The sequence below is a fragment of the Streptomyces sp. Xyl84 genome (genome assembly GCF_059731885.1).
Map to the genome: position 1 here is coordinate 3,549,929 of NZ_AP029182.1, position 17,958 is coordinate 3,567,886.

Annotated in this window: 14 protein-coding genes and 1 riboswitch; of the genes, 6 read left to right on the top strand and 8 right to left on the bottom strand. The window is 75.5% G+C overall.

All coding sequences use genetic code 11. The features are described 5' to 3' along the window. Window positions 1–157: 157 nt before the first annotated feature. Complete coding sequence (locus AC6I72_RS15360; RefSeq protein WP_498001364.1) at window positions 158–1,825, bottom strand: glycoside hydrolase family 13 protein; 1,668 nt, start codon at window positions 1,823–1,825, stop codon at window positions 158–160. Window positions 1,826–2,207: 382 nt separating this feature from the next. After that, window positions 2,208–2,567 (bottom strand): ArsR/SmtB family transcription factor, encoded by a 360-nt coding sequence (locus AC6I72_RS15365; RefSeq protein ID WP_498001365.1) that lies wholly within the window; start codon window positions 2,565–2,567, stop codon window positions 2,208–2,210. 80 nt (window positions 2,568–2,647) lie between these two features. Next, window positions 2,648–2,831, top strand: a riboswitch (cobalamin riboswitch). 30 nt (window positions 2,832–2,861) lie between these two features. On the opposite strand from AC6I72_RS15365, the gene nicT reads away from it, so the two are divergent. Further along, window positions 2,862–3,998 carry a Nickel transporter NicT gene (gene nicT, locus AC6I72_RS15370; RefSeq protein ID WP_498001366.1) on the top strand — a complete coding sequence of 379 codons (1,137 nt, stop codon included), beginning with the start codon at window positions 2,862–2,864 and terminating at the stop codon, window positions 3,996–3,998. A gap of 32 nt (window positions 3,999–4,030) precedes the next feature. On the opposite strand, the gene AC6I72_RS15375 is transcribed toward nicT, so the two are convergent. Next, complete coding sequence (locus AC6I72_RS15375; RefSeq protein WP_498001367.1) at window positions 4,031–5,014, bottom strand: nucleoside hydrolase; 984 nt, start codon at window positions 5,012–5,014, stop codon at window positions 4,031–4,033. Window positions 5,015–5,192: 178 nt separating this feature from the next. On the opposite strand from AC6I72_RS15375, the gene AC6I72_RS15380 reads away from it, so the two are divergent. Next, window positions 5,193–6,038 carry a hypothetical protein gene (locus AC6I72_RS15380; protein WP_498001368.1) on the top strand — a complete coding sequence of 282 codons (846 nt, stop codon included), beginning with the start codon at window positions 5,193–5,195 and terminating at the stop codon, window positions 6,036–6,038. 33 nt (window positions 6,039–6,071) lie between these two features. On the opposite strand, the gene AC6I72_RS15385 is transcribed toward AC6I72_RS15380, so the two are convergent. Then, on the bottom strand, window positions 6,072–7,415 hold the full coding sequence (locus AC6I72_RS15385) for a helix-turn-helix domain-containing protein (RefSeq protein WP_498001369.1): 1,344 nt from the start codon (window positions 7,413–7,415) through the stop codon (window positions 6,072–6,074). Window positions 7,416–7,647: 232 nt separating this feature from the next. On the opposite strand from AC6I72_RS15385, the gene AC6I72_RS15390 reads away from it, so the two are divergent. Further along, window positions 7,648–7,806: a hypothetical protein gene (locus AC6I72_RS15390; RefSeq protein WP_498001370.1), complete on the top strand. Its 159-nt coding sequence runs from the start codon at window positions 7,648–7,650 to the stop codon at window positions 7,804–7,806. A 121-nt stretch (window positions 7,807–7,927) separates the two neighbouring features. On the opposite strand, the gene AC6I72_RS15395 is transcribed toward AC6I72_RS15390, so the two are convergent. The 4 genes from AC6I72_RS15395 to AC6I72_RS15410 form a co-directional block, all read right to left on the bottom strand. Then, window positions 7,928–9,376, bottom strand: coding sequence for an extracellular solute-binding protein (locus AC6I72_RS15395; protein WP_498001372.1), 1,449 nt, complete (start codon window positions 9,374–9,376; stop codon window positions 7,928–7,930). Continuing rightward, the gene (locus AC6I72_RS15400; protein WP_498001373.1) at window positions 9,376–12,240 is read right to left on the bottom strand and encodes a substrate-binding domain-containing protein; all 2,865 of its coding nucleotides are present in this window, start codon (window positions 12,238–12,240) and stop codon (window positions 9,376–9,378) included. Before AC6I72_RS15400 ends, AC6I72_RS15395 begins: the two co-directional genes overlap by 1 nt. Window positions 12,241–12,244: 4 nt before the next feature. Then, window positions 12,245–12,607: an effector-associated constant component EACC1 gene (locus tag AC6I72_RS15405; RefSeq protein ID WP_037862331.1), complete on the bottom strand. Its 363-nt coding sequence runs from the start codon at window positions 12,605–12,607 to the stop codon at window positions 12,245–12,247. Between the two features lie 156 nt (window positions 12,608–12,763). Further along, the gene (locus tag AC6I72_RS15410; protein ID WP_498001375.1) at window positions 12,764–13,861 is read right to left on the bottom strand and encodes a hypothetical protein; all 1,098 of its coding nucleotides are present in this window, start codon (window positions 13,859–13,861) and stop codon (window positions 12,764–12,766) included. A gap of 210 nt (window positions 13,862–14,071) precedes the next feature. On the opposite strand from AC6I72_RS15410, the gene AC6I72_RS15415 reads away from it, so the two are divergent. From AC6I72_RS15415 to AC6I72_RS15425, 3 genes are all read left to right on the top strand, one after another. Further along, window positions 14,072–14,524 (top strand): hypothetical protein, encoded by a 453-nt coding sequence (locus AC6I72_RS15415; RefSeq protein ID WP_498001377.1) that lies wholly within the window; start codon window positions 14,072–14,074, stop codon window positions 14,522–14,524. Window positions 14,525–14,764: 240 nt separating this feature from the next. Further along, a complete protein-coding gene (locus tag AC6I72_RS15420; protein ID WP_498001379.1) occupies window positions 14,765–15,751 on the top strand; it encodes a hypothetical protein in 987 nt (328 codons plus the stop codon). A gap of 489 nt (window positions 15,752–16,240) precedes the next feature. Then, a complete protein-coding gene (locus tag AC6I72_RS15425) occupies window positions 16,241–17,845 on the top strand; it encodes a VWA domain-containing protein (protein ID WP_498001381.1) in 1,605 nt (534 codons plus the stop codon). Window positions 17,846–17,958: the final 113 nt, after the last annotated feature.

Here is a 17,958-nt window from a genome sequence, read left to right on the forward strand (position 1 = left end):
CCGGGGCCTGGGCGAGCCACACGGTGGTGTCCGGGGTCTAGGCGAGCCACACGGTGGTGTCCGGGGCCTAGGCGAGCCACACGGTGGTGTCCGGGGCCTAGGCGAGCCACACGGTGGTGTCCGGGGCCTAGGCGAGCCACACGGTGGTGTCCGGGGCCTAGGCGAGCCACACGGTGGTGTCCGGGGCGAGCCGGCGCCCGCTCAGCGGCGCGCTGCTCAGCAGCACCTCACCGGGCGGCAGCGCGACCTCGCTGTCCGACAGGTTGGTGACACACCGCCAGCCGTCGCGGCGGGCGAACGCCAGCACACCCGCCGGGGTGTCCTCCGCCCAGGTCAGCGACTCGCCCGCGAGCAGTTTGCGGCGCAGCCGCAGGGCCGTGCGGTACAGCTCCAGCGTCGAGCCCGCCACGCCGTCCTGCGCCTGGACGGCGTACCCCGCGAAGTGCGCGGGCTGCGGCAGCCAGGCCCCGGCCGGACCGAAGCCGTACGACGGTCCGGTCGTCGTCCACGGCAGCGGAACCCGGCAGCCGTCCCTGCCCTTGCGGACGTGGCCGGTCTGCTCCCAGACCGGGTCCTGGAGCACCTCGGTGGGCAGGTCGGCCACCTCGGGCAGGCCCAGTTCCTCGCCTTGGTAGAGGTAGGCCGAACCGGGCAGCGCCAGCATCAGCAGGGTCGCCGCGCGGGCCCGGCGCAGTCCGGCCTCCGCATCGAGGGCGGGCGCGCGGCCGCCGGACAGCAGCCAGGCGTTCTCGTCCGTGCCCGGCGGCAGCATCAGCCGGGAGGCGTGGCGGACCACGTCGTGGTTGGACAGCACCCAGGTGGCCGACGCTCCGGCGGCCCGGGCGGTGTCCAGGGAGGCGGCGATGGTCCGGCGCAGCGCGTCCGCGTCCCAGCCGGTCTGCAGGTACTCGAAGTTGAAGGCCTGGCCCAGTTCGTCCGGGCGGGCGTACAGGGCGCGCCGCGCGTCGGGCACCCAGGCCTCGGCGACGGCCGTGCGGGGCGGTGTGTAGGCGTCGAAGATCTTGCGCCAGTCACGGTAGATCTCGTGGACCTCGTCGCGGTCCCAGTACGGGTGGCTGCCCGGCTCGACGTGCGGCAGCGCGTCCTCGCCGGTGGCACCGAGGTTCCCGACGTCGCGCAGCGGCTCGTCGAGGTCCTTGACCAGGGCGTGCGCCACGTCGACGCGGAAGCCGTCCACGCCCCGGTCGGACCAGAAGCGCAGGGTGGTGCGGAAGTCGGCGCGGACCTCCTCGTGGGCCCAGTTGAAGTCGGGCTGCTCGGGCGCGAACAGGTGCAGGTACCACTGTCCGTCGGGCACCCGCTGCCAGGCGCTGCCGCCGAAGACGGACTGCCAGTCGGTGGGCGGCAGTTCGCCGTGGGCGCCGCGCCCGTCCCGGAAGACGTACCGGTCGCGGGCGGCCGAGCCCGGCCCGGCCCGCAGCGCCTCCTGGAACCAGCGGTGCCGGTGCGAGCTGTGGTTGGGGACGATGTCGGCGATCACCTTCAGGCCCAGGCGGTGCGCCTCGGTGACCAGCGCGTCGAAGTCGTCGAGGGTGCCCAGGCGGGGGTCGACGTCCCGGTGGTCGGTGACGTCGTAGCCGCCGTCGGCCAGTTCGGAGGGGTAGAACGGGCTGAGCCACACGGCGTCCACGCCGAGGGCGGCGAGGTGCGTCAGCCGCTGGGTGATGCCCCGGAGGTCGCCGAGTCCGTCGCCGTCGGCGTCGGCGAAGCTGCGGGGGTAGACCTGGTAGACGACGGCCTGCCGCCACCAGTCGGGACTCCGGGAGGACAGGTCGGGCGGCGCGTCGTCGGTGCGGTCGGTCACGCGGTCTCCTCTGTGTGCGTCGGAGCGACACAGAGAATCTGTCCAGATCACCGGAAAAGCCAACACGCCGTGCCGTACCGGCGCACAGGGGGACGACCGGACGGGGGTGGGGCGGCGGCGGGGCGGGTGACCACGGCGAGCGGGCGGGGGCGGTCGCCGGACGAGTGCGGACGCGGCACGGACGCGCACGCCGGACGGGGGCGCCGCGGCACCGGACGGGTGCGGCACCAGGGGCCCCACCGGACGGGCGCCGCACCGGGCGGGAGCGCCGTGGCACCGGGCGGGGCGTCCGTGGCAGCGGGCGGGAGCGCCGTGGCAGCGGGCGGGGCCGCCGTGGCCCGGACCCGGCGCCCACCCGGCCGCCGGGCCGGGCGCCGCGGTGTCAGTCCGTGTCCGCCGCGCAGTGCTCCAGCAGGTCCCGTACGTCCTCGTCCACCAGCCGGTAGCGCACCACGCGGCCCTCCTTCTCGCCCTCCACCGTGCCCGCCGCGCGCAGCAGCCGCAGGGCCTGGGAGACCGCCGGGTCCTTCATACCGGTGGCGACGGCGAGGTCGGAGACGGCCAGCGGGCCGGTGCGGTGCAGGGCCAGCAGCAGGGCGAGCCGCTTGGGGTCGGCCAGCAGCGAGAAGCGCTCCGCCCACGCGCGGACGCGACCGGGCTCCCCGATCGCCGCGATGGCGTCGCACACCCGGTGGCCGTCGATGGTGCGACGCTCCGCGCGGTCGGCAGGGACGAGATGCATGCCCCCATCCTCGCAGGCACCCGCGGGTGATCTTCGGCACCTGCGCAGGTATGCAGCTATGCAGGCGACGGTCCGTCCCTCTACCGTGGGCGGGCCGTGGTGCTCGGGAAGTCGGTGCGAAGCCGACGCGGCCCTCGCCACTGTGATCGGGGAGTTCCCCTTCCGTCCGGCATCCGCCGGGCCACTGGTCGCACGACCGGGAAGGCAGGGAGGGCGGGCGCACGACCCCTAAGCCAGGAGACCGGCCACGGCAGCTCACGAAGTGATCCACGAGGTGCTGGAGCGTGATACCGGATGACCCTGCCCGAGCCTGTCCCGACGCCGACGTCCGCCCCCGAGGGGGCGGCCCCCCGGACGTCCTTCCGCTGGCGCCGTGAGGACACCCTCAAGACCGCGGGCCTGCTGGCGGTGATAGCCGCCCTGCACGTCGTCGCCTTCGGGATCCTGTTCCTGCTCGTCGTCCCCGAGCACTACCAGGTCGGCACCAAGGCCTTCGGCATCGGCCTCGGCGTCACCGCCTACACCCTCGGCATGCGGCACGCCTTCGACGCCGACCACATCGCCGCCATCGACAACACCACCCGCAAGCTGATGGCCGACGGCAAGCGGCCGGTGTCGGTGGGCTTCTGGTTCGCGCTGGGCCATTCCAGCGTGGTGGTGGCCATGGCCGCGCTGGTGGCGGGCGGCGCCCAGCTCGCCGGCACGCTGATGAACGACGACTCCCGTACGCACCAGACGCTCGGCATCGTCGGCACCACCGTCTCGGGCTCCTTCCTCTACCTCATCGCCGCCCTCAACCTGGTCGCCCTCGTCGGCATCCTCAAGGTCTTCCGGGCGATGCGCGCGGGCACGTACGACGAGCGGGAGCTGGAGGCCCACCTGGATTCCCGGGGGTTCATGAACCGGATCCTGGGCCGCCTCACCAAGTCGGTGTCCCGGCCCGGCCAGATGTACCCGCTCGGCTTCCTCTTCGGTCTCGGCTTCGACACCGCCACCGAGGTCACGCTGATGGTGATGGCCGGTTCGGGCGCGGCGGCCGGGCTGCCCTGGTACGCGATCCTCTGCCTGCCGCTGCTGTTCGCGGCCGGCATGAGCCTGTTCGACACCCTGGACGGCACGTTCATGAACTTCGCCTACCAGTGGGCGTTCTCGAACCCCGTCCGCAAGGTGTTCTACAACCTGACCATCACCGGCCTGTCCATCGCGGTCGCCTTCTTCATCGGCACGATCGAGCTGGTCGGCGTCCTGCACGACAAGCTCGACCTGAGCGACACGGTCACCGGCTGGATCGCCGGACTCGACCTCGACCACGTGGGGTACGTCATCGTCGGCCTGTTCGTGGTGGTGTGGGCGGCGGCGCTGGCGTACTGGAAGGTGGCCCGCGTCGAACAGCGCTGGGCGGTACGGGTCGGGACCGCGGAGATCGACTAGGCCCGCCCGGGCGAGGGACCGGACGACAGGGCCTAGGCCCCCGCGCCGCCCGCTTCGACGGTGGCCAGGTACAGCTTCACGTACCGCTCCACGTCGATGTCCAGGGCGACGTCCACCAGTTGCTGTTCGCGCGCCTCGCCGTGCAGTTCCGCCTCGCCGGGGCGCGCGCGGCGGTCGACGACCGTCTGGCCGCGCGCCGGGCCGGGTGCGAGGTTCACCTCGACCGGGAGCCGGCGCGTGGTCAGGCCCTCCGGGTCGGCGACCGCGCAGACCGCTCCCGCGTCGCCGAGACCGCCCGCCGGGTCCTCCTCGCTCGTCACCGGGTCGCGGTGGGACAGCAGCCGGCCGGCCAGCCGCGCACCCGCCTCGCCGCTCCCGCTCAGCCGCCGCACGTCACCGGCCGGGACGATCACCCGCTCGAACACGTCGAGTCCGTACATCGTGATCGGCACCCCGGCGGTGAGCAGGACCGCGGCGGCCTCCGGGTCGTGCCAGACGTTGAACTCGGCGACCGCCGTGGCGTTCCCGGTGGCCACCGCGCCGCCCATGAACACGATCCGCTCGATGTTGCGCGTCACCTCGGGGTGGGTGCGCAGCAGCAGGGCGATGTTGGTCAGCGGCGCGGTGGGGATCAGGGTGACCGGGCGGGGCGAGCCGAGGATCTCGCGCCGCAGCAGCGTCACCGCGTCCACGCCGGCGGGCCGGCGGACCGGGGCGGGCAGCCCGAGGTCGCCCATGCCGTCCCGGCCGTGCACGTGGTGGGCGGTGCGCAGGGGCTCGATCAGCGGGCGTTCGGCGCCCCGCGCGACGGGGACCGGGGGCGCGCCCGCCTGCTCCAGCACGGTCAGCGTGTTGCGCACCACCTGGTCCACGTCCGTGTTCCCGGCCACGCAGGTCACCGCGCGCAGGTCGAGCCCCGGGTGGCGTACGGCGAACAGCAGGGCGAGCGCGTCGTCCACCCCGGTGTCGCAGTCGATGATCACGGGCGTGGCGTCGGAGGCGGACTGCTCGGTCACGGCGGGCTCCCTCGGAAACGTCGGAAACGTGCGTGCGCTCCTTCGTGCCGACCCTATGCCTGTGCCGCGGACGGCCCTCACCCGGACGGACCGGCGCGGTGGTGGGGGGCCCGACTCGGTGGTGCCGTGGGAGGACCGTCCGGTTCGCGTCGTGCCCGTTCCTGTGGAGGACCCGCCCATGCCCCGTCCCCCGGCCGCCCGTGTCCTTGCCGCCGCCGTGCTCTGTGCGGGCGCCCTGCCGGCGGTCTCCGCCTGCGGCTCCGGACCGGTGGAGCGGACCGCCGGTGCCTCGCCGTCCGCCGCCGCGGCCACCCGGCCGGCCGCCCCCGCCTCCCCGTCCGCCGCCGCGCTCACCGCCGCCCAGGCGCAGGCCGCGCTGCTCACCGCGGGCGACCTCGGTGTCCCCTGGGAGCCGACCGACGGCGCCGCGACCTGGCGGGACGGCATCCTCAAGGCGCGGGCCGAGACGGCACCGGCGGACTGCCGGCGGCTGCTCGACGCGCTCTACGCCGACCAGCCGCTCGGCGCCCCCGCCGGGACGTACGCGGTGACCGGTTTCGACGACGGCGACGACGGCGCCCAACTGCGCCACCAGGTCCTCTCGCCGCGCCCGGCGGACGTGGACCGCACGCTGGCGTGGCTGCGGACGCTGCCGAGGACGTGCGCCCGGTTCACGGCGACGACCACCCGGGCGGGCGAGCAGACCGTGCGGGTCGGCGACCTGGCCCTGCCGGCCGCCGGGGACGCCCGGCAGGGACTGCGGGTCACCTTCACCGGACCGCCGGACGGCGCGGACGGCGCGGAGGGCACGGACGAGGCGGACGGCAACGGTTCGGACGGCTCCGACGGGGCGGACGTCACCACGCTCACGCTGGACGTCGTCGCCGTGCGCGTCGGCGGCGACGCGCTCACCGTCACCGACGGCGCTCCCGGCACCCTCGCCTCCGACGCCACCGTCCAGGCGGTCCAGAAGGGCGTCGAGCGTCTGAAGGCCGTCCGCCGCGCCGGCCGCGCCCAGGCCTGAGCACCGGCCGGGGAGGGGCCGGTGCCCCCGGGGTCACAGCAGCGGCTGCGCCGGTGCCGGGCCCAGGGTGGTCGTGCCCGGCGCCGTCCGGTGGCCCAGACCGGTGCGGTAGGCGTCCAGGGCCGCCTCCACCCGGCCGGTGCGGCGCAGCAGGTCACCGAGGAGACGGCAGAGATCGGCCAGGTCACCGGCGGCGCCGGCCCTCTCCAGCAGGCTCAGCGCGCGGACGTAGTGCTCCTCGGCGGCCTCCGCGTCGCGGGCGTCCTCGGCGATGATGCCGAGCAGGCGGTGCGCGGCGGCGGCGTGCATCGCGCCCCGTTCGGAGGAGAGGTCGCCGAGCACGTCCCGCAGCAGGTCTGCGGCCTCCCGCGACCGGCCGCGCCGGTGCAGGACGTCGGCCAGCTCGACGGCGACCTGCCGCGTGTAGAGCGCGGCCCGCTTGGCCGTCAGCATGTCCAGCGCGGCCCGCAACTCGCCTTCGGCCCGCTCCAGTTCGCCGTTCTGCGCGCAGACGTAGCCGCGCATCCAGTGGCAGTTGGCGAGTTCGGTGCGCAGCTGGAGGTGCCGGTACAGTTCGGCGGCCTTGGCGAGCGAGGCGTCCGCCTCGGCGATCCGGCCCTCGGCGAGCAGGGTGCGGGCCACCGACCGGTGCATACGGGCCACCAGCGCGGGATCTCCCGCCTGCGGGGCCAGCGCGAGGGCGAACTCGGCCGCCTGCGCCGCCCGCGCGTGCGCGCCCATGTCCATGTACGGTCCGATGACGCTCGCGTAGAGCAGTAGCAGGGCGTCGGGGTCGTGCAGCCCGGCGCGGTTGAGCTCGTCGAGCGTGGACTCGAAGAGGTAGACGGCGTACCGCAGTTCCCCGGCGAGGTAGTGGGAGACGGCACGGCCGCGCAGCGCCGGGACGCGGGCGGTCAGCGGGGCGTCGGCCAGTACCCGTTCGGACCGCTCGAAGTACTGCCGTCCGCTCTCCAGCTCCCCGGTCTCCAGGGCGCATTCGCCGAGCCCGAGCAGCGCGTCGGCCTGAATGTCGGTCAGTTCGTGGTCCTCGGCCTCGGTGAGCAGCCGGGCGTACAGGCCGGCGGCCTTGCCGGTCTCCCCGGTGGCCAGGGTCCGCTGCGCCTCGGTCAGCCGCAGGCGCAGGTCGGTGGCGAGGTGGGTGGGGCGGCCGGTGGCCAGTTCCTCGAAGGCGACGCCGAGCCGTTCGGCGAGGTGGCGCAGCGCGGCCTCGGAGGGGCGCACCCGGCCGGCCTCCAGGGTGGAGACGTAGGCGGGTGTGTACGCGGGCTCGGCCAACTGCTTCTGCGTCATGCCCCGTTCGCGCCGCAGCCGCTGCACCCTGCGCCCGATGGTCTCCGGGTCGTCCCGCTTCGCCATGCGGTTCATCATGCCAGTAAGCCGGCTCGCCGAGCGGCTGGCACCGCCTCGTCCCCGCCACCGGGACGATCCGCCCGTACGGCCCCAACTCCCGGCACTTCCAGTCCTGTTCCTCCCTTTGTTCCGGCCCTGCCCCTCTTCCGGCCGAGCGCTCCCACCCCCTAGGTTGGGGAGTACGTTAAACCTGCTTAACCCCCCACTGTCGTTCCCTGTCGCTGTGAGGTCGGTCGCCGTGCTCGGACGCCCTGTCGCGCGCCCTGGTCACATCCGTGGACGTCACGTCAGGGGCTTCGGCGCGGCCCTCGTCGCCGTCGCCGCCCTGGTCGCGGCGGCCAACGCGAACCCCTCCCCGGCCGCCCCCGTCCAGCAGGCCGCCGTCCAGGACCGCTAGGGCGTGTTTCGAAAGTGGCGCTGTCCGCGCGGGGCAGGCGGGACTTTCGAAACACGCCCTGGTGCTGTGAGACCGGAAAGGTTCGCCGGCTCGCAGCGCCCGGCACGGCACTGGTGCCGCACTAGGAACGGTCCGGCAGCACCTTGCGCAGGGCCTCGTCCAGGCTGCCGGCCAGGGCCGCGTCGCTCGGCGGGTCGGCGGTGAAGAGCCGGCCCAGCTCGGTGGTGAAGGTCTGGGTGAAGGCGCCGTACAGGGGGGTGCGCGGGCGCGGGACCGCGTGCGTGAGGGCGGGGTAGAGGATGCGGCGGGCGTAGTCCGGCCGGCCGGCCGCGTCGCGCGGTGTCCGGTCGGTGCTCTCCCCGGTGGGCGCCGCCGACGCGCCCCCGCCCGCCGCGCACCTCACGTGGTCGTCGGTGTACGCCGACGTACGGGTCGCGGCGAACCCGGCGTCCAGCAGGCACCGTTCGCTCTGCGCGTCGGTGAGGTAGGCGATGAGCTGGGCGGCCTTCCCGGCCCGGTTCGAGGAGCGGGCCACCGCCAGGTTCTGCCCGCCGAGCACAGCCCGGCCGGGCAGCGGCGCCACGCCCACCCGGTCGGCGGAGAAGGTCTGGTGGAGGGTGCCGTAGGCGTACGGCCACTGCCGCAGGAAGGCGGTGCGGCCGCTCGCGAAGTCGCTGAGCGAGGCGGCCTCGTCGGAGGCGAACGCATGGTCCAGGGTGTACGGCTTCTCCGTGCGCCGGCGCAGTTCCGCGATGCCGTCGGCCAGCTCCTGGCGGCTCGCGGTGTAGTGGCCGGAGCCGTCGGTGAGCGCGAAGTCCTTCGTGGCGGACGCGAACGCCTCCACGGCGTTGACCGTGCGGCCCTCGTAGGCGGCGAGCTGGGTCGTCCAGGCCTTCTCGAAGCCCTTGGGCGGGTGCGCGTCCAGGGTGTCGGCGAGGTCGCGCAGGTCCGTCCAGGTCGTGCCCGCCTCCAGCGTGGTCTGCTGGATCCCCGCCGCCCGCAGGTAGTCGCGCCGGTAGTACAGCAGCCCCACGTCCGTGTTGAACGGCACCGCGTAGACCCGGTCCTTCCAGTACGCCGTGGCGGCGACCGACCCGATGACGTCACCGTCGAGGGTGTCCTGGGGCAGCGGTGCGATCAGGCCCGCCTCGGCGAACTCCGGGACCCAGGTCACGTCCAGGTTGACCACGTCGTAGTCGGCGCTGCCCGACTGCAGGGCGCCCAGCAGCTGGCTGCGCTGCTCGTCGGCGGAGCCGGGCAGCTCGACGAGGCGGGCGTGGTACCCCGTGTTCTCCTTGTCCTGCTGCCGGTTCCAGGCGTCGATGAGCTGCTGCCGGATGCCGTTCTTGCCGGTCACGTCCCGGCCGCTGGCCACGACGATCTCCCCGGGCACGTCGGGGGCGGGCGACTGCGCCGCGTCCGGGCCCCCGCCGGTACAGGCGGCGGCACCGAGCAGCAGCACCACCCCCGTGAGCACACCGGCCCGCCCGAACACCCCGCACCGCCCCCGCGGCCGCGCGCCGGGCAGGCGTCCCGGCCGCCGCGCGCGCCGGTCGGTCCCTCGCCGCATCAGTCCTCCCCCGTCCCCACGCGGGCGACCTCGTCGTGCAGGACGGTGCCGAGGTCGTCGCCGACGTCCAGGCAGCGGCCGTGGCTCGCCGCGGCGACCGCCGCCGCCGGGCGGCCCTGGTCGCAGGAGCCGCCGACCAGGGACACCATGTCCACCGGCACCCCGCTCTGCCGGGCCCGCTCCAGCACCTGGGAGAGGTTCTTCCCGGTCAGCCGGTTGTCGTCCTCGTCGTCGGTGATGTACACGATCAGCTGCGGCCGTTTGTCGTCGGCGCCGCGCTGCGCCATGAAGCCGAGCGCGGCCAGCAGCGCCGCGTGCGGATCGGACTCGGCGTCCCGCACCCGCGCCGCCGCGCCGACGCGCCGCTCGGCGTCCGCGCGGCGGTGGTGGCCGAAGTCCAGCACCTCGTCGTGGTGCTGCCCGCCGGAGCCCTCGTAGACGCCCCACACCCCGTACTCGTCCTGGGTGCCGAGCCCGCCCAGGGACTGCTTCAGGATGCCGGGGCCGCCGCTGGGCCCGGGCCACCACTTGTGCATCGAGCCGGAACTGTCCAGGAGGTAGAGGACCCGGCCGGGGCCGTCGGCGCTGCGGTATCGCGCGAGTGCCGTGTCCATCGCCGCCCGCCCGGCGGCCTCCGGCAGCGGGCCGGCCTCGCGCAGCACACCGGTGCCCGCGGGACCCGGATCCAGCAGCGGGTGCCCGGCGCCCGCGGCGGAGCGGAAACCGGCGCCGGCGAACGCGGCGAGCCCGTCCCCTCCGGTGAGCCACGCGCGGAAGCGTTCCACGGCGTCCTGCCGTGCCACGGCGTCCCGGTCCCCGCCGTCCCAGCCGACCCGCACGAAGGTGGGGGTCAGCGCCGGCACGTCGGAGGGGTACTCCGCGGTCCGCGGCACCCGGGTGCGCTGCGCGCAGCCCACCCCGCTGTCGAGCAGGAACTCGGGGACGAGGACGGCCGTACGGCGGTCGGCGGCGGGGTCGGCCGGCAGCGAGCACAGCAGCGCGGCCGCCGTCGCGGCGGGCGGTCCGGTGCCGCGCACGCTCTGCTCGGCGCCGCGCGGGTCGGCGCCGCCGCCGTAGAGGCCGATGGTCGCCAGCAGCGCGGAGTCGGTGACCTCCGGGTCGGCGCGCAGCACCCCGGCGCCCGCGTCCCGCTCGCGCAGGTCCGCGACCAGCCGGGCCAGCGGCAGCCCCGAGCGCTCCTGCGCCCGCCGGCCGGCGATGTCCCGCGGCACGGCCAGGACCACCGGCGAGTACGCGAACGGCCGGGTGTCCGGCCGCAGCTCGGCGAAGGAGCGCCCGGCCGGGTCGGTGGTGACGCGGGCCACGTCCGTGGCGGAGGCGGGGATCCAGACGTCCGGCTGCGGACCGACGTCCCGCTGCGGGTTGGTGTCCTCCTCGTGGGGCTCCTGCCAGGCGTCGGTCTGCTCGCGCAGCGCGGTGAGCGCCGCGCCGGCGCCCGCGCTGTAGACGGTGATGCCGGTGCGGCGGCAGCCGTGCCCGTCGGTGTTCGCGTCCGCGGTGAGGTAGGTGTCCGCGGCCGTGCGGACCGTCGGCTCCAGGTCGGGGTCGGTCAGCACCCGCAGTTCCAGCGGCGGTCTGCACTCGGCTCCGCCGCCGGTGGTGAGGAACCGGTGCCCGGCGTAGCCGACACCGGCGAGCGCCAGGACGAGGGCGGCGGCCACGGCGACGCGGCCCGGTGACCCGAGGCGCCCGGCCCACCGCACCAGCGCGCCGGGCAGCGCTGCGGCCGCCCCGGCCAGGGCCCGGGCGGCGCGGCGCGGGGCCGCGAGCGCGCGCCTGACCCAGGATTCCGGCGGCTCCCCGCCCTCCTGCTCACCGGACGGCCCGGGGCCCGGGCCGGGCGAGGCCCCGGGGCGCGGGCCCGGCGGCCCGGGCGGGTCCGGCGGCCCGGGCACGTCCGGCGGGGCGGGGGTGACCGGCGGGATGAAGGTGACCGGCGGGACGGAGGTGACAGTGGGGACGGAGGTGACCGGCAGCTCATGTGAGACCGGCGACTCGCCGGGAACCGGCACGGGCGGTTCCTGCATGACCGGGTGCGACGGCCGGGGCGGACCGGACGGCACCGGGCGGGGCGGACCGGGCACCGGGTCCGGGTCGGCCGGGCGGCCCCCCGCCAGCAGGACGTCCGTGTCCGGCGCGGCGGCGAGCTGCGGCTCCCACGGGTCCCCGAAGGCGGTCGTGAGACCCGCGGCCAGCATCCGTCCCCGCAGGTGCGCGAAGGCCTCCAGCAGCGACAGCTCCCCGTCCGTCCCCAGGAGCCGTACGAGCGCGTCGGTGAACGGAGTCGGCCCCGTGCCGTCACCGGAGTCGATCAGCCGGTTGGCCTGGACGCTCATCAGCAGCAGGATCTTCTGCCGGCCGGGGAAGTCGTGCCACACCTTGGCGGCGTTGCCCGCGTAGCAGCAGTCGAGGATCACCACGATCCGCTCCGCGCCGCTCCCGGCGAGCACCGTGAGCACCTCCGTGAAGGAGGTCGCGTTCGGGAAGACCGCCTGGGCGCCGGCGACCACGCGCGCGTTGCGCATCTGGAGGAACAGCTCGTTGCCCGCGCTCGGCACGGCACCGTGCCCGGCGAAGTAGCACAGCAGCAGCCCCTCGGCCTCGTGGGCCGCCTTGCGCAGGTCCTCGCCGAAGTCGTCGTGGGAGGGCGAGCGGCGCTCCGTGATCTCCCGGTCCTCGAACACCCCGCCCCGCAGGGCCTGCCGCAGCCGGCTGACGTTGTGCCGGACGGCGGGCAGCTGGCCGGCCACCCCGTCCCAGGCGGCCGGCTGCGTGTGCTCGTACTCCGATACGCCGACCAGCAGTGCCCGGTTCACCCGCCCCCGCGGGTCGAAACGGCTCACGGCACTATTCCCCGCCGGTGTTCACCGGATCGACGCTCTCCTCGGGGGGCGGGCCGGGCTCCACCCGGCGCCGGTTCTCGCGCCAGGCCGCCACCGCCCGCCTGGTCTGCTCCAGCAGCTCGCCGAACACCACCTCCGCGCCCGCGCCGGCCAGGACCAGCAGGATCTCCATGCCCGCGCCCATGTGACCGGGCGGCGCATCGGACCGCGGCCGTTCGAGGATCCGCAGCCGCCCGTCGGCGACCAGCTCCTCCAGCGGATTCTCCCGCTCCAGCCACGCCTTCAGCGCGTCGATGTCCCGGTTGCTCGCACTTCCGTCCAGCCGGACCCGGATACCTCGGCCGGCCACGCCCTCCCCCTCAGCCATGACTCACCATCTTGGCACCGGGCGCACGCCCTGGGGAGGGGGCGGACACGACGGGCACCGATCGATCCCCCTGCTCGCGCCCTCCGCCGCCTCGCCCACCGACGGACCGTCAGGCGCGGCGCGCCGTCAGCCGGCGCCTGACCGGCCGGCGCACCGTCAGCCCGCCGTCAGCCCCGCGTCCTCCAACTGCCGCAGCTGCCGCCGCAGATGGTCCAGCGCGCCCTGCCGCCGGCCCGGCACCCGGCCGCGCAACTCGGCCAGCAGCGGGCCCAGTTCCCGGGCACGCTCCGGTTCGCGGATCTGTCCCCACTGGTGGTGCGCCCGGTCCACGGCGGCCTCCACCTGCGGGGCGCCGGCGCTCTGCCCCAGGGCCAGCCGGGTCGCGGCGACGGACAGCCAGGCACGGCAGCTGCGCGCCGGGTCCCCCGCGAACATCGCGAGGTCGGCCCGGACCTCCGTCCAGTGCAGGGCTTCCTCGGACGCCGCTCCGTGCTCGCGCACGGCGGCCTGCTCCCAGCGCGCGGCGAGCGCGTCGGCGTCGCCGTGCCGCCCGGACTCCACCCAGGCCGCGATGGCCGCGTGCGGGTCGGCCGCCGCCGGACGCCCGGCGGCGAGCACGATGCCCGGGCCGCCGTACGCCCCGCGCCCCCCGCCGCCCTCCTCCACGGCCAGCCGTGCCAGCGCCTGCTCGTGCAGCTCGTCCACCGGCGGCCGGTGCCCGCTGCGCAGGATCGTCGCCACCGCCTTCATGTAGGCGGGCGCGGCCACCGCGCGCCGGGCGGGCGGCGGGGCGACACGGCCGTACACGGCGATGTTGCGCCCGGTGTCCAGGGGGCGCCCGTCCAGCCGCCGCCAGCTCTCCTGGTCCGCGTACAGGTCGGCCACGACGGTGGTCGTGCCGTCCGGGCGCAGCCGCAGCTCCTCGCGCAGCCAGTGCCAGGGCAGGGCGGTGTAGCGGACGGTCGCCGGGGTGGTGCGGGCGAGCGCCAGGTGGGGCAGGTTCTGGCGGCGGTCGAACTGGAGCTGGCCGGTGACGAAGACGGTCAGCGGTCCCGGGGCGGCCGCGGCGGCCCGCAGCCGGCTGAGGACGGCCTGCGGCTCCAGCGGGTCGGCGAGTTCGACGACGCTCGCGGTGCGGGTGCCGGACAGCACGGCGGGCTCCACGGCCGCCAGCACCGGCAGCACGGACGCCGCGTCGACCAGACGGCCCTTGCCCACGGGCGAGGCCGCGAGCAGCAGCACGGTTCCGGGCATGGTCCCCCCGCGGTGATCCGGTCGTCGTACGCGTACCTCAGCACCGTAACCGCTGCTGGTGCGCGGGCGGGTGCCGGACCGTGGAACATCCGGGTACGGGGCCGGGCCCGGGGTGGGGGGCCGGGGCACGTCCGCGGCCGCCCGACTTGCCGGGGCCGTCGCCCAGGTGTGCTCTGGTAGGCGGGGGCGAGGACAGAGAGGAGCGCTCCCATGGTTCACGCGGCACCCGTGTCCGGCCGCACCGCGGACCCCCGCGCCCGGCACCCCCGGTCACCCGACATCTTCAGCGCCCGGACCCACCTCATCGCCCGGTGGGTGGCCCCCTTCGCCATCGGCCTCGTCTACGGCTACTGGGCCGCCGCCAACCGGCGGGCCGGCGGCCCGATCACCGTAGGGAACCTGGTGTTCGGCTTCGTGACCGCCGTGGTGTTCACGCTGGTCACGGCGGGCGTGCTGACCCTGGCCTCGCGGCTGCCGCGCGAACTCCACGCCTTCCTGTGGTTCCTCTTCACCGGCGCGGCCTTCGGGTTCCTCTACGCCCAGTCCGGCCAGTCGGTCCTGCTGACCATCGGCCTGTCGCTGGCCTTCGGCGTGGCCGTGGGGCTGATCTGCTTCTACTGGGTCTACACGCACGAGGACGCCAGGGGCCACCGCATCGGCTGACCCGGGCAGGCACCCCGGCCGCGGGTCCCGGCGGCACACCGGGACCCGCGGCCCGCCGCCGTGCCGCCCCGGTTCGCCTCCGGCGCCCCGCCGCGCGGGACGGCCCCGTCTCCCGCGCCCTCCCCCTCGCCGCGCCCCGCCCGGCTCCCGCTCACCGCTCCTCCCCGCGTACGCCGCGCGGTCACCCGAATGCCGTGCGTCCACTCGCGCGGCCGTCGCCGGGAGACTTCGCTGGGGAGGGTGACCCGACGTCTGCGCAGCGGCCTGTCGGCCGTGCTGATCACCCTCTCGTGCCTGCTCGTGCCGTTCGGCGCGCTGACGGCCTGGGCGGCGTACGGGCTCGCCGACACCGGCCACTACGTCACCACGATGGCACCGCTCGCCACCGACCCGGACGTACGCGACGCGATCGCGGACACCGTCGGCAACGGCATCGTGGACCAGATCGGGCAGGAGACGGACTCCCGGGTGCTGCGCGCGACCGTGGCGCCCTTCGTGCACGACGCGGTCCGCTCGTTCATGCAGACCGCGGCCTTCCGCACCGCCTGGAACGAGGGCAACCGGGTCGCCCACGACGCCGTCCTGCGCGCCCTGCGCGACGGGGACGACGACCGCGGCCGCCCGGTCACCGTCGACCTCGCCCCGGTCACCGCCCAGGTCAAGGCCCAGCTCGCCCAGGACCATGTGCCGCTCGCCGACCGCATCCCCGTCGAGCACACCGAGGTCGCCCTGCTCCCGGCCCAGGATCTGGGCCGCATGCGGAAGGGGTTCCACGTGCTCGAAGTCGCCGGCTTCTGGCTGCCCGTCTCGGCCGTCGCGTTCGCCGTCGCCGGCATCGGCCTGGCCGCCCGCCGCCGCCGCGCGGTCACCGCCACCGCGCTCGGCACCGCGCTCGGCGGCGCGCTGCTCGCCCTCGCCCTGGCCGTGGGCCGCGGCCTGACCCTGTCCGACCTGCCCCCGGAGGTCTCCCAGCCCGCCGTGGGCGCCGTCTACGACGCGCTCACGGCCCCGCTGCGCACGACGTCCTGGCTGCTGGTGGCGCTGGGACTGACCGTGGCCGCCCTGACCTGGCTGACCCGGCGCCGCGCGGTCCGCGACCGCACCCGGCCCGGCGCCGGTCCCCGCCCCCGCGGCCGCCTCACGCGGCTGCGCCCCGGCCGGCGCGGACGCTCCCCCGAGACGACGCCCCCGGCACCCCCGCAGGAACCGACCCGGGTGGAGGCCTGACCGCACCCGAGCGGGCCCCGGCCCCGCCTGCGGGCGGACCGGGGCGGTCGGAGCTTCAGGGGCTCTGGGGCCTCTGAGGCCTGCGGGGCTGAGGGGCTGAGGGGCTGAGGAGGCTCCAGTGACTCGGCGGGGCTGGTCCAAGACTCTCGGTGCTTCGGGAGCTCTCGGGACTACCGGGGCTACCAGGACTGCTCCGGTGCTGTCGGGGTTACCGGGACTGCTCCAGTGCTGTCGGGGTTACCGGGACTGCTCCAGTGCTGTCGGGGTTACTGGGACTGCTCCGGTGCTCTCGGTGCACACGGTGCTCACCTGGGGTCGCGGGCTCTCGGGTCCTGGGGCCGCACGTGCCACGGGTCCGCCCGGCCCGCCTTGGCACGGCCCGGCCCACGTCCCTCTCCCCTGGCCTGGAGCGCCACCAGGGGCCGCTAACCTTACGTGTCCGTCCTGGCCAGGGATCGACGGGATCAACTCACGCGAAGGGTTGCGCACATGGGCATTCTCACTCGCCTGCGGAACGCGTTCGGCCGCTCACGCAAGGAACGTGCGGCCGCAGCAGAGGGTGCGGAGCGGGAGCAGGTTCCGACGACGACCCCCCAACCGGCGGACCCCGCCCCGGCCGAGGCCCAGCAGCCGGCGCCGAAGGTCCCGGCCCTGGCCGCGGACCCGGAGCCGGCCCCCACCGCCCACGTCCCCGACCAGCGCACTCCCGCCGGTGACGAACACGAACTGGTGGCGGCGGCCTTCGACAACGTCACGGTCCCGCCGAGGCCGAGGGACGAGCAGCCGAAGGAACCGGAGGAACGGGAACACCCGGAGGACCCCCGGTCAGCGGCGGAGCCCACCCCGGTCCGGCCCCCGCAGGCTCCGGAGACCCCGGAGGCCACCGAACCCGCGGCGGCTTCGGAGAGCCAGGACAACGGGGCGGCCCAGGCCGACTCAGAGCCATCGCAGGCCAGGGAGGCCGGCGAGCGCCAGCAGGCCACCGAGCCCGCTGAGGCGGCGGAGTCCAGCGAGACCTCTGAGCCCGCTGAGGCGGCGGAGTCCAGCGAGACCTCTGAGCCCGCCGAGCCAGTGGAGTCCAACGAGACCTCTGAGCCTGCTGAGGCCGTCGAGCCCAGCGAGACCTCTGAGACAGCTGAGGCTGATGAGCCGGGGGAGCTCGCTGAGGCTGCCGAGGCTACGGAGACCGGCGAGGCCCGGGAGACCCCGACGTCCCCGCAGCCCGCCGACGGCGAGCAAGCCCCACAGGGGCCACCCGCACCCGACGACGAAAGCCGTACGGGTGGTGCGGGTGGGAACGAATCCCCGGCCGAAGGCGAAGCCGAGGCCGGCCCCGACGCCGAAGGCGAAGCCGCACCCGCCCCCACGGCCGGCACCACCCCCGCCCCCCGCCCGGAGGGCAAACCCGCCACCCCCCTCGCCCGCCTCAAATCCCGCGCCCCCGGCCTCACCACGGCCTACAAGGCCGCCACCGCCGCCCTCAAGAAGAACGACCTCACCGGCACCCGCGCCCAGGTCCACCTCGTCCTGGACCGCTCCGCCTCCATGCGCCCGTACTACAAGGACGGCTCCGCCCAGGCGCTCGCCGACCAGGCCCTCGCCCTCGCGGCGCACCTCGACCCCGAGGCCACGGTCCACGTGACGTTCTTCTCCACGGACGTGGACGGCACCACCGACCTCACCCTCACCGACCACGAGGGCAGGATCGACGAGGTGCACGCCACCCTCGGCCGCATGGGCCGCACGAGCTACCACGCGGCGGTGGAAGCGGTCCTCGCCCACCTCGACGAGCACCGCCCGTCCCCCCAGGCCGCGCCGGACGGCGAGCACCGGCCCCCCGTCCTGGTGATCTTCCAGACGGACGGCGCCCCGGACGCCAAGACCCCCGCAACCCGCTCCCTCACCGAGGCGGCCGAGACCCACCCCGGCGTCTTCTTCTCCTTCGTCGCCTTCGGCGAGCACGACAACAAGGCGTTCGACTACCTGCGCAGGCTCAAGGCCGGCAACGCGTCCTTCTTCCACGCCGGCCCGGCGCCCCGCGAACTGACGGACAAGGAACTGTACGAAGGCGTCCTGGCGGCCTGGCGCCCGTAACGCACCGCAGCCACCGCACGACCCCCCGCGCCGCCCGGTTCCCAGCCAGTAAAACGGGAAGCGGGCGGCGCGGCGGTGTCGGCTACGATTTCAAGGTTCGTAGACGAATCGGA

Excerpts from the sequence above, each read along its gene's own strand:
- AC6I72_RS15365 (WP_498001365.1), bottom strand. The coding sequence starts at position 2,567 with ATGCATCTCGTCCCTGCCGACCGCGCGGAGCGTCGCACCATCGACGGC.
- nicT (WP_498001366.1), top strand. The coding sequence starts at position 2,862 with ATGACCCTGCCCGAGCCTGTCCCGACGCCGACGTCCGCCCCCGAGGGG.
- AC6I72_RS15380 (WP_498001368.1), top strand. The coding sequence starts at position 5,193 with ATGCCCCGTCCCCCGGCCGCCCGTGTCCTTGCCGCCGCCGTGCTCTGT.
- AC6I72_RS15385 (WP_498001369.1), bottom strand. The coding sequence starts at position 7,415 with ATGGCGAAGCGGGACGACCCGGAGACCATCGGGCGCAGGGTGCAGCGG.
- AC6I72_RS15395 (WP_498001372.1), bottom strand. The coding sequence starts at position 9,376 with ATGCGGCGAGGGACCGACCGGCGCGCGCGGCGGCCGGGACGCCTGCCC.
- AC6I72_RS15405 (WP_037862331.1), bottom strand. The coding sequence starts at position 12,607 with ATGGCTGAGGGGGAGGGCGTGGCCGGCCGAGGTATCCGGGTCCGGCTG.
- AC6I72_RS15410 (WP_498001375.1), bottom strand. The coding sequence starts at position 13,861 with ATGCCCGGAACCGTGCTGCTGCTCGCGGCCTCGCCCGTGGGCAAGGGC.
- AC6I72_RS15415 (WP_498001377.1), top strand. The coding sequence starts at position 14,072 with ATGGTTCACGCGGCACCCGTGTCCGGCCGCACCGCGGACCCCCGCGCC.
- AC6I72_RS15425 (WP_498001381.1), top strand. The coding sequence starts at position 16,241 with ATGGGCATTCTCACTCGCCTGCGGAACGCGTTCGGCCGCTCACGCAAG.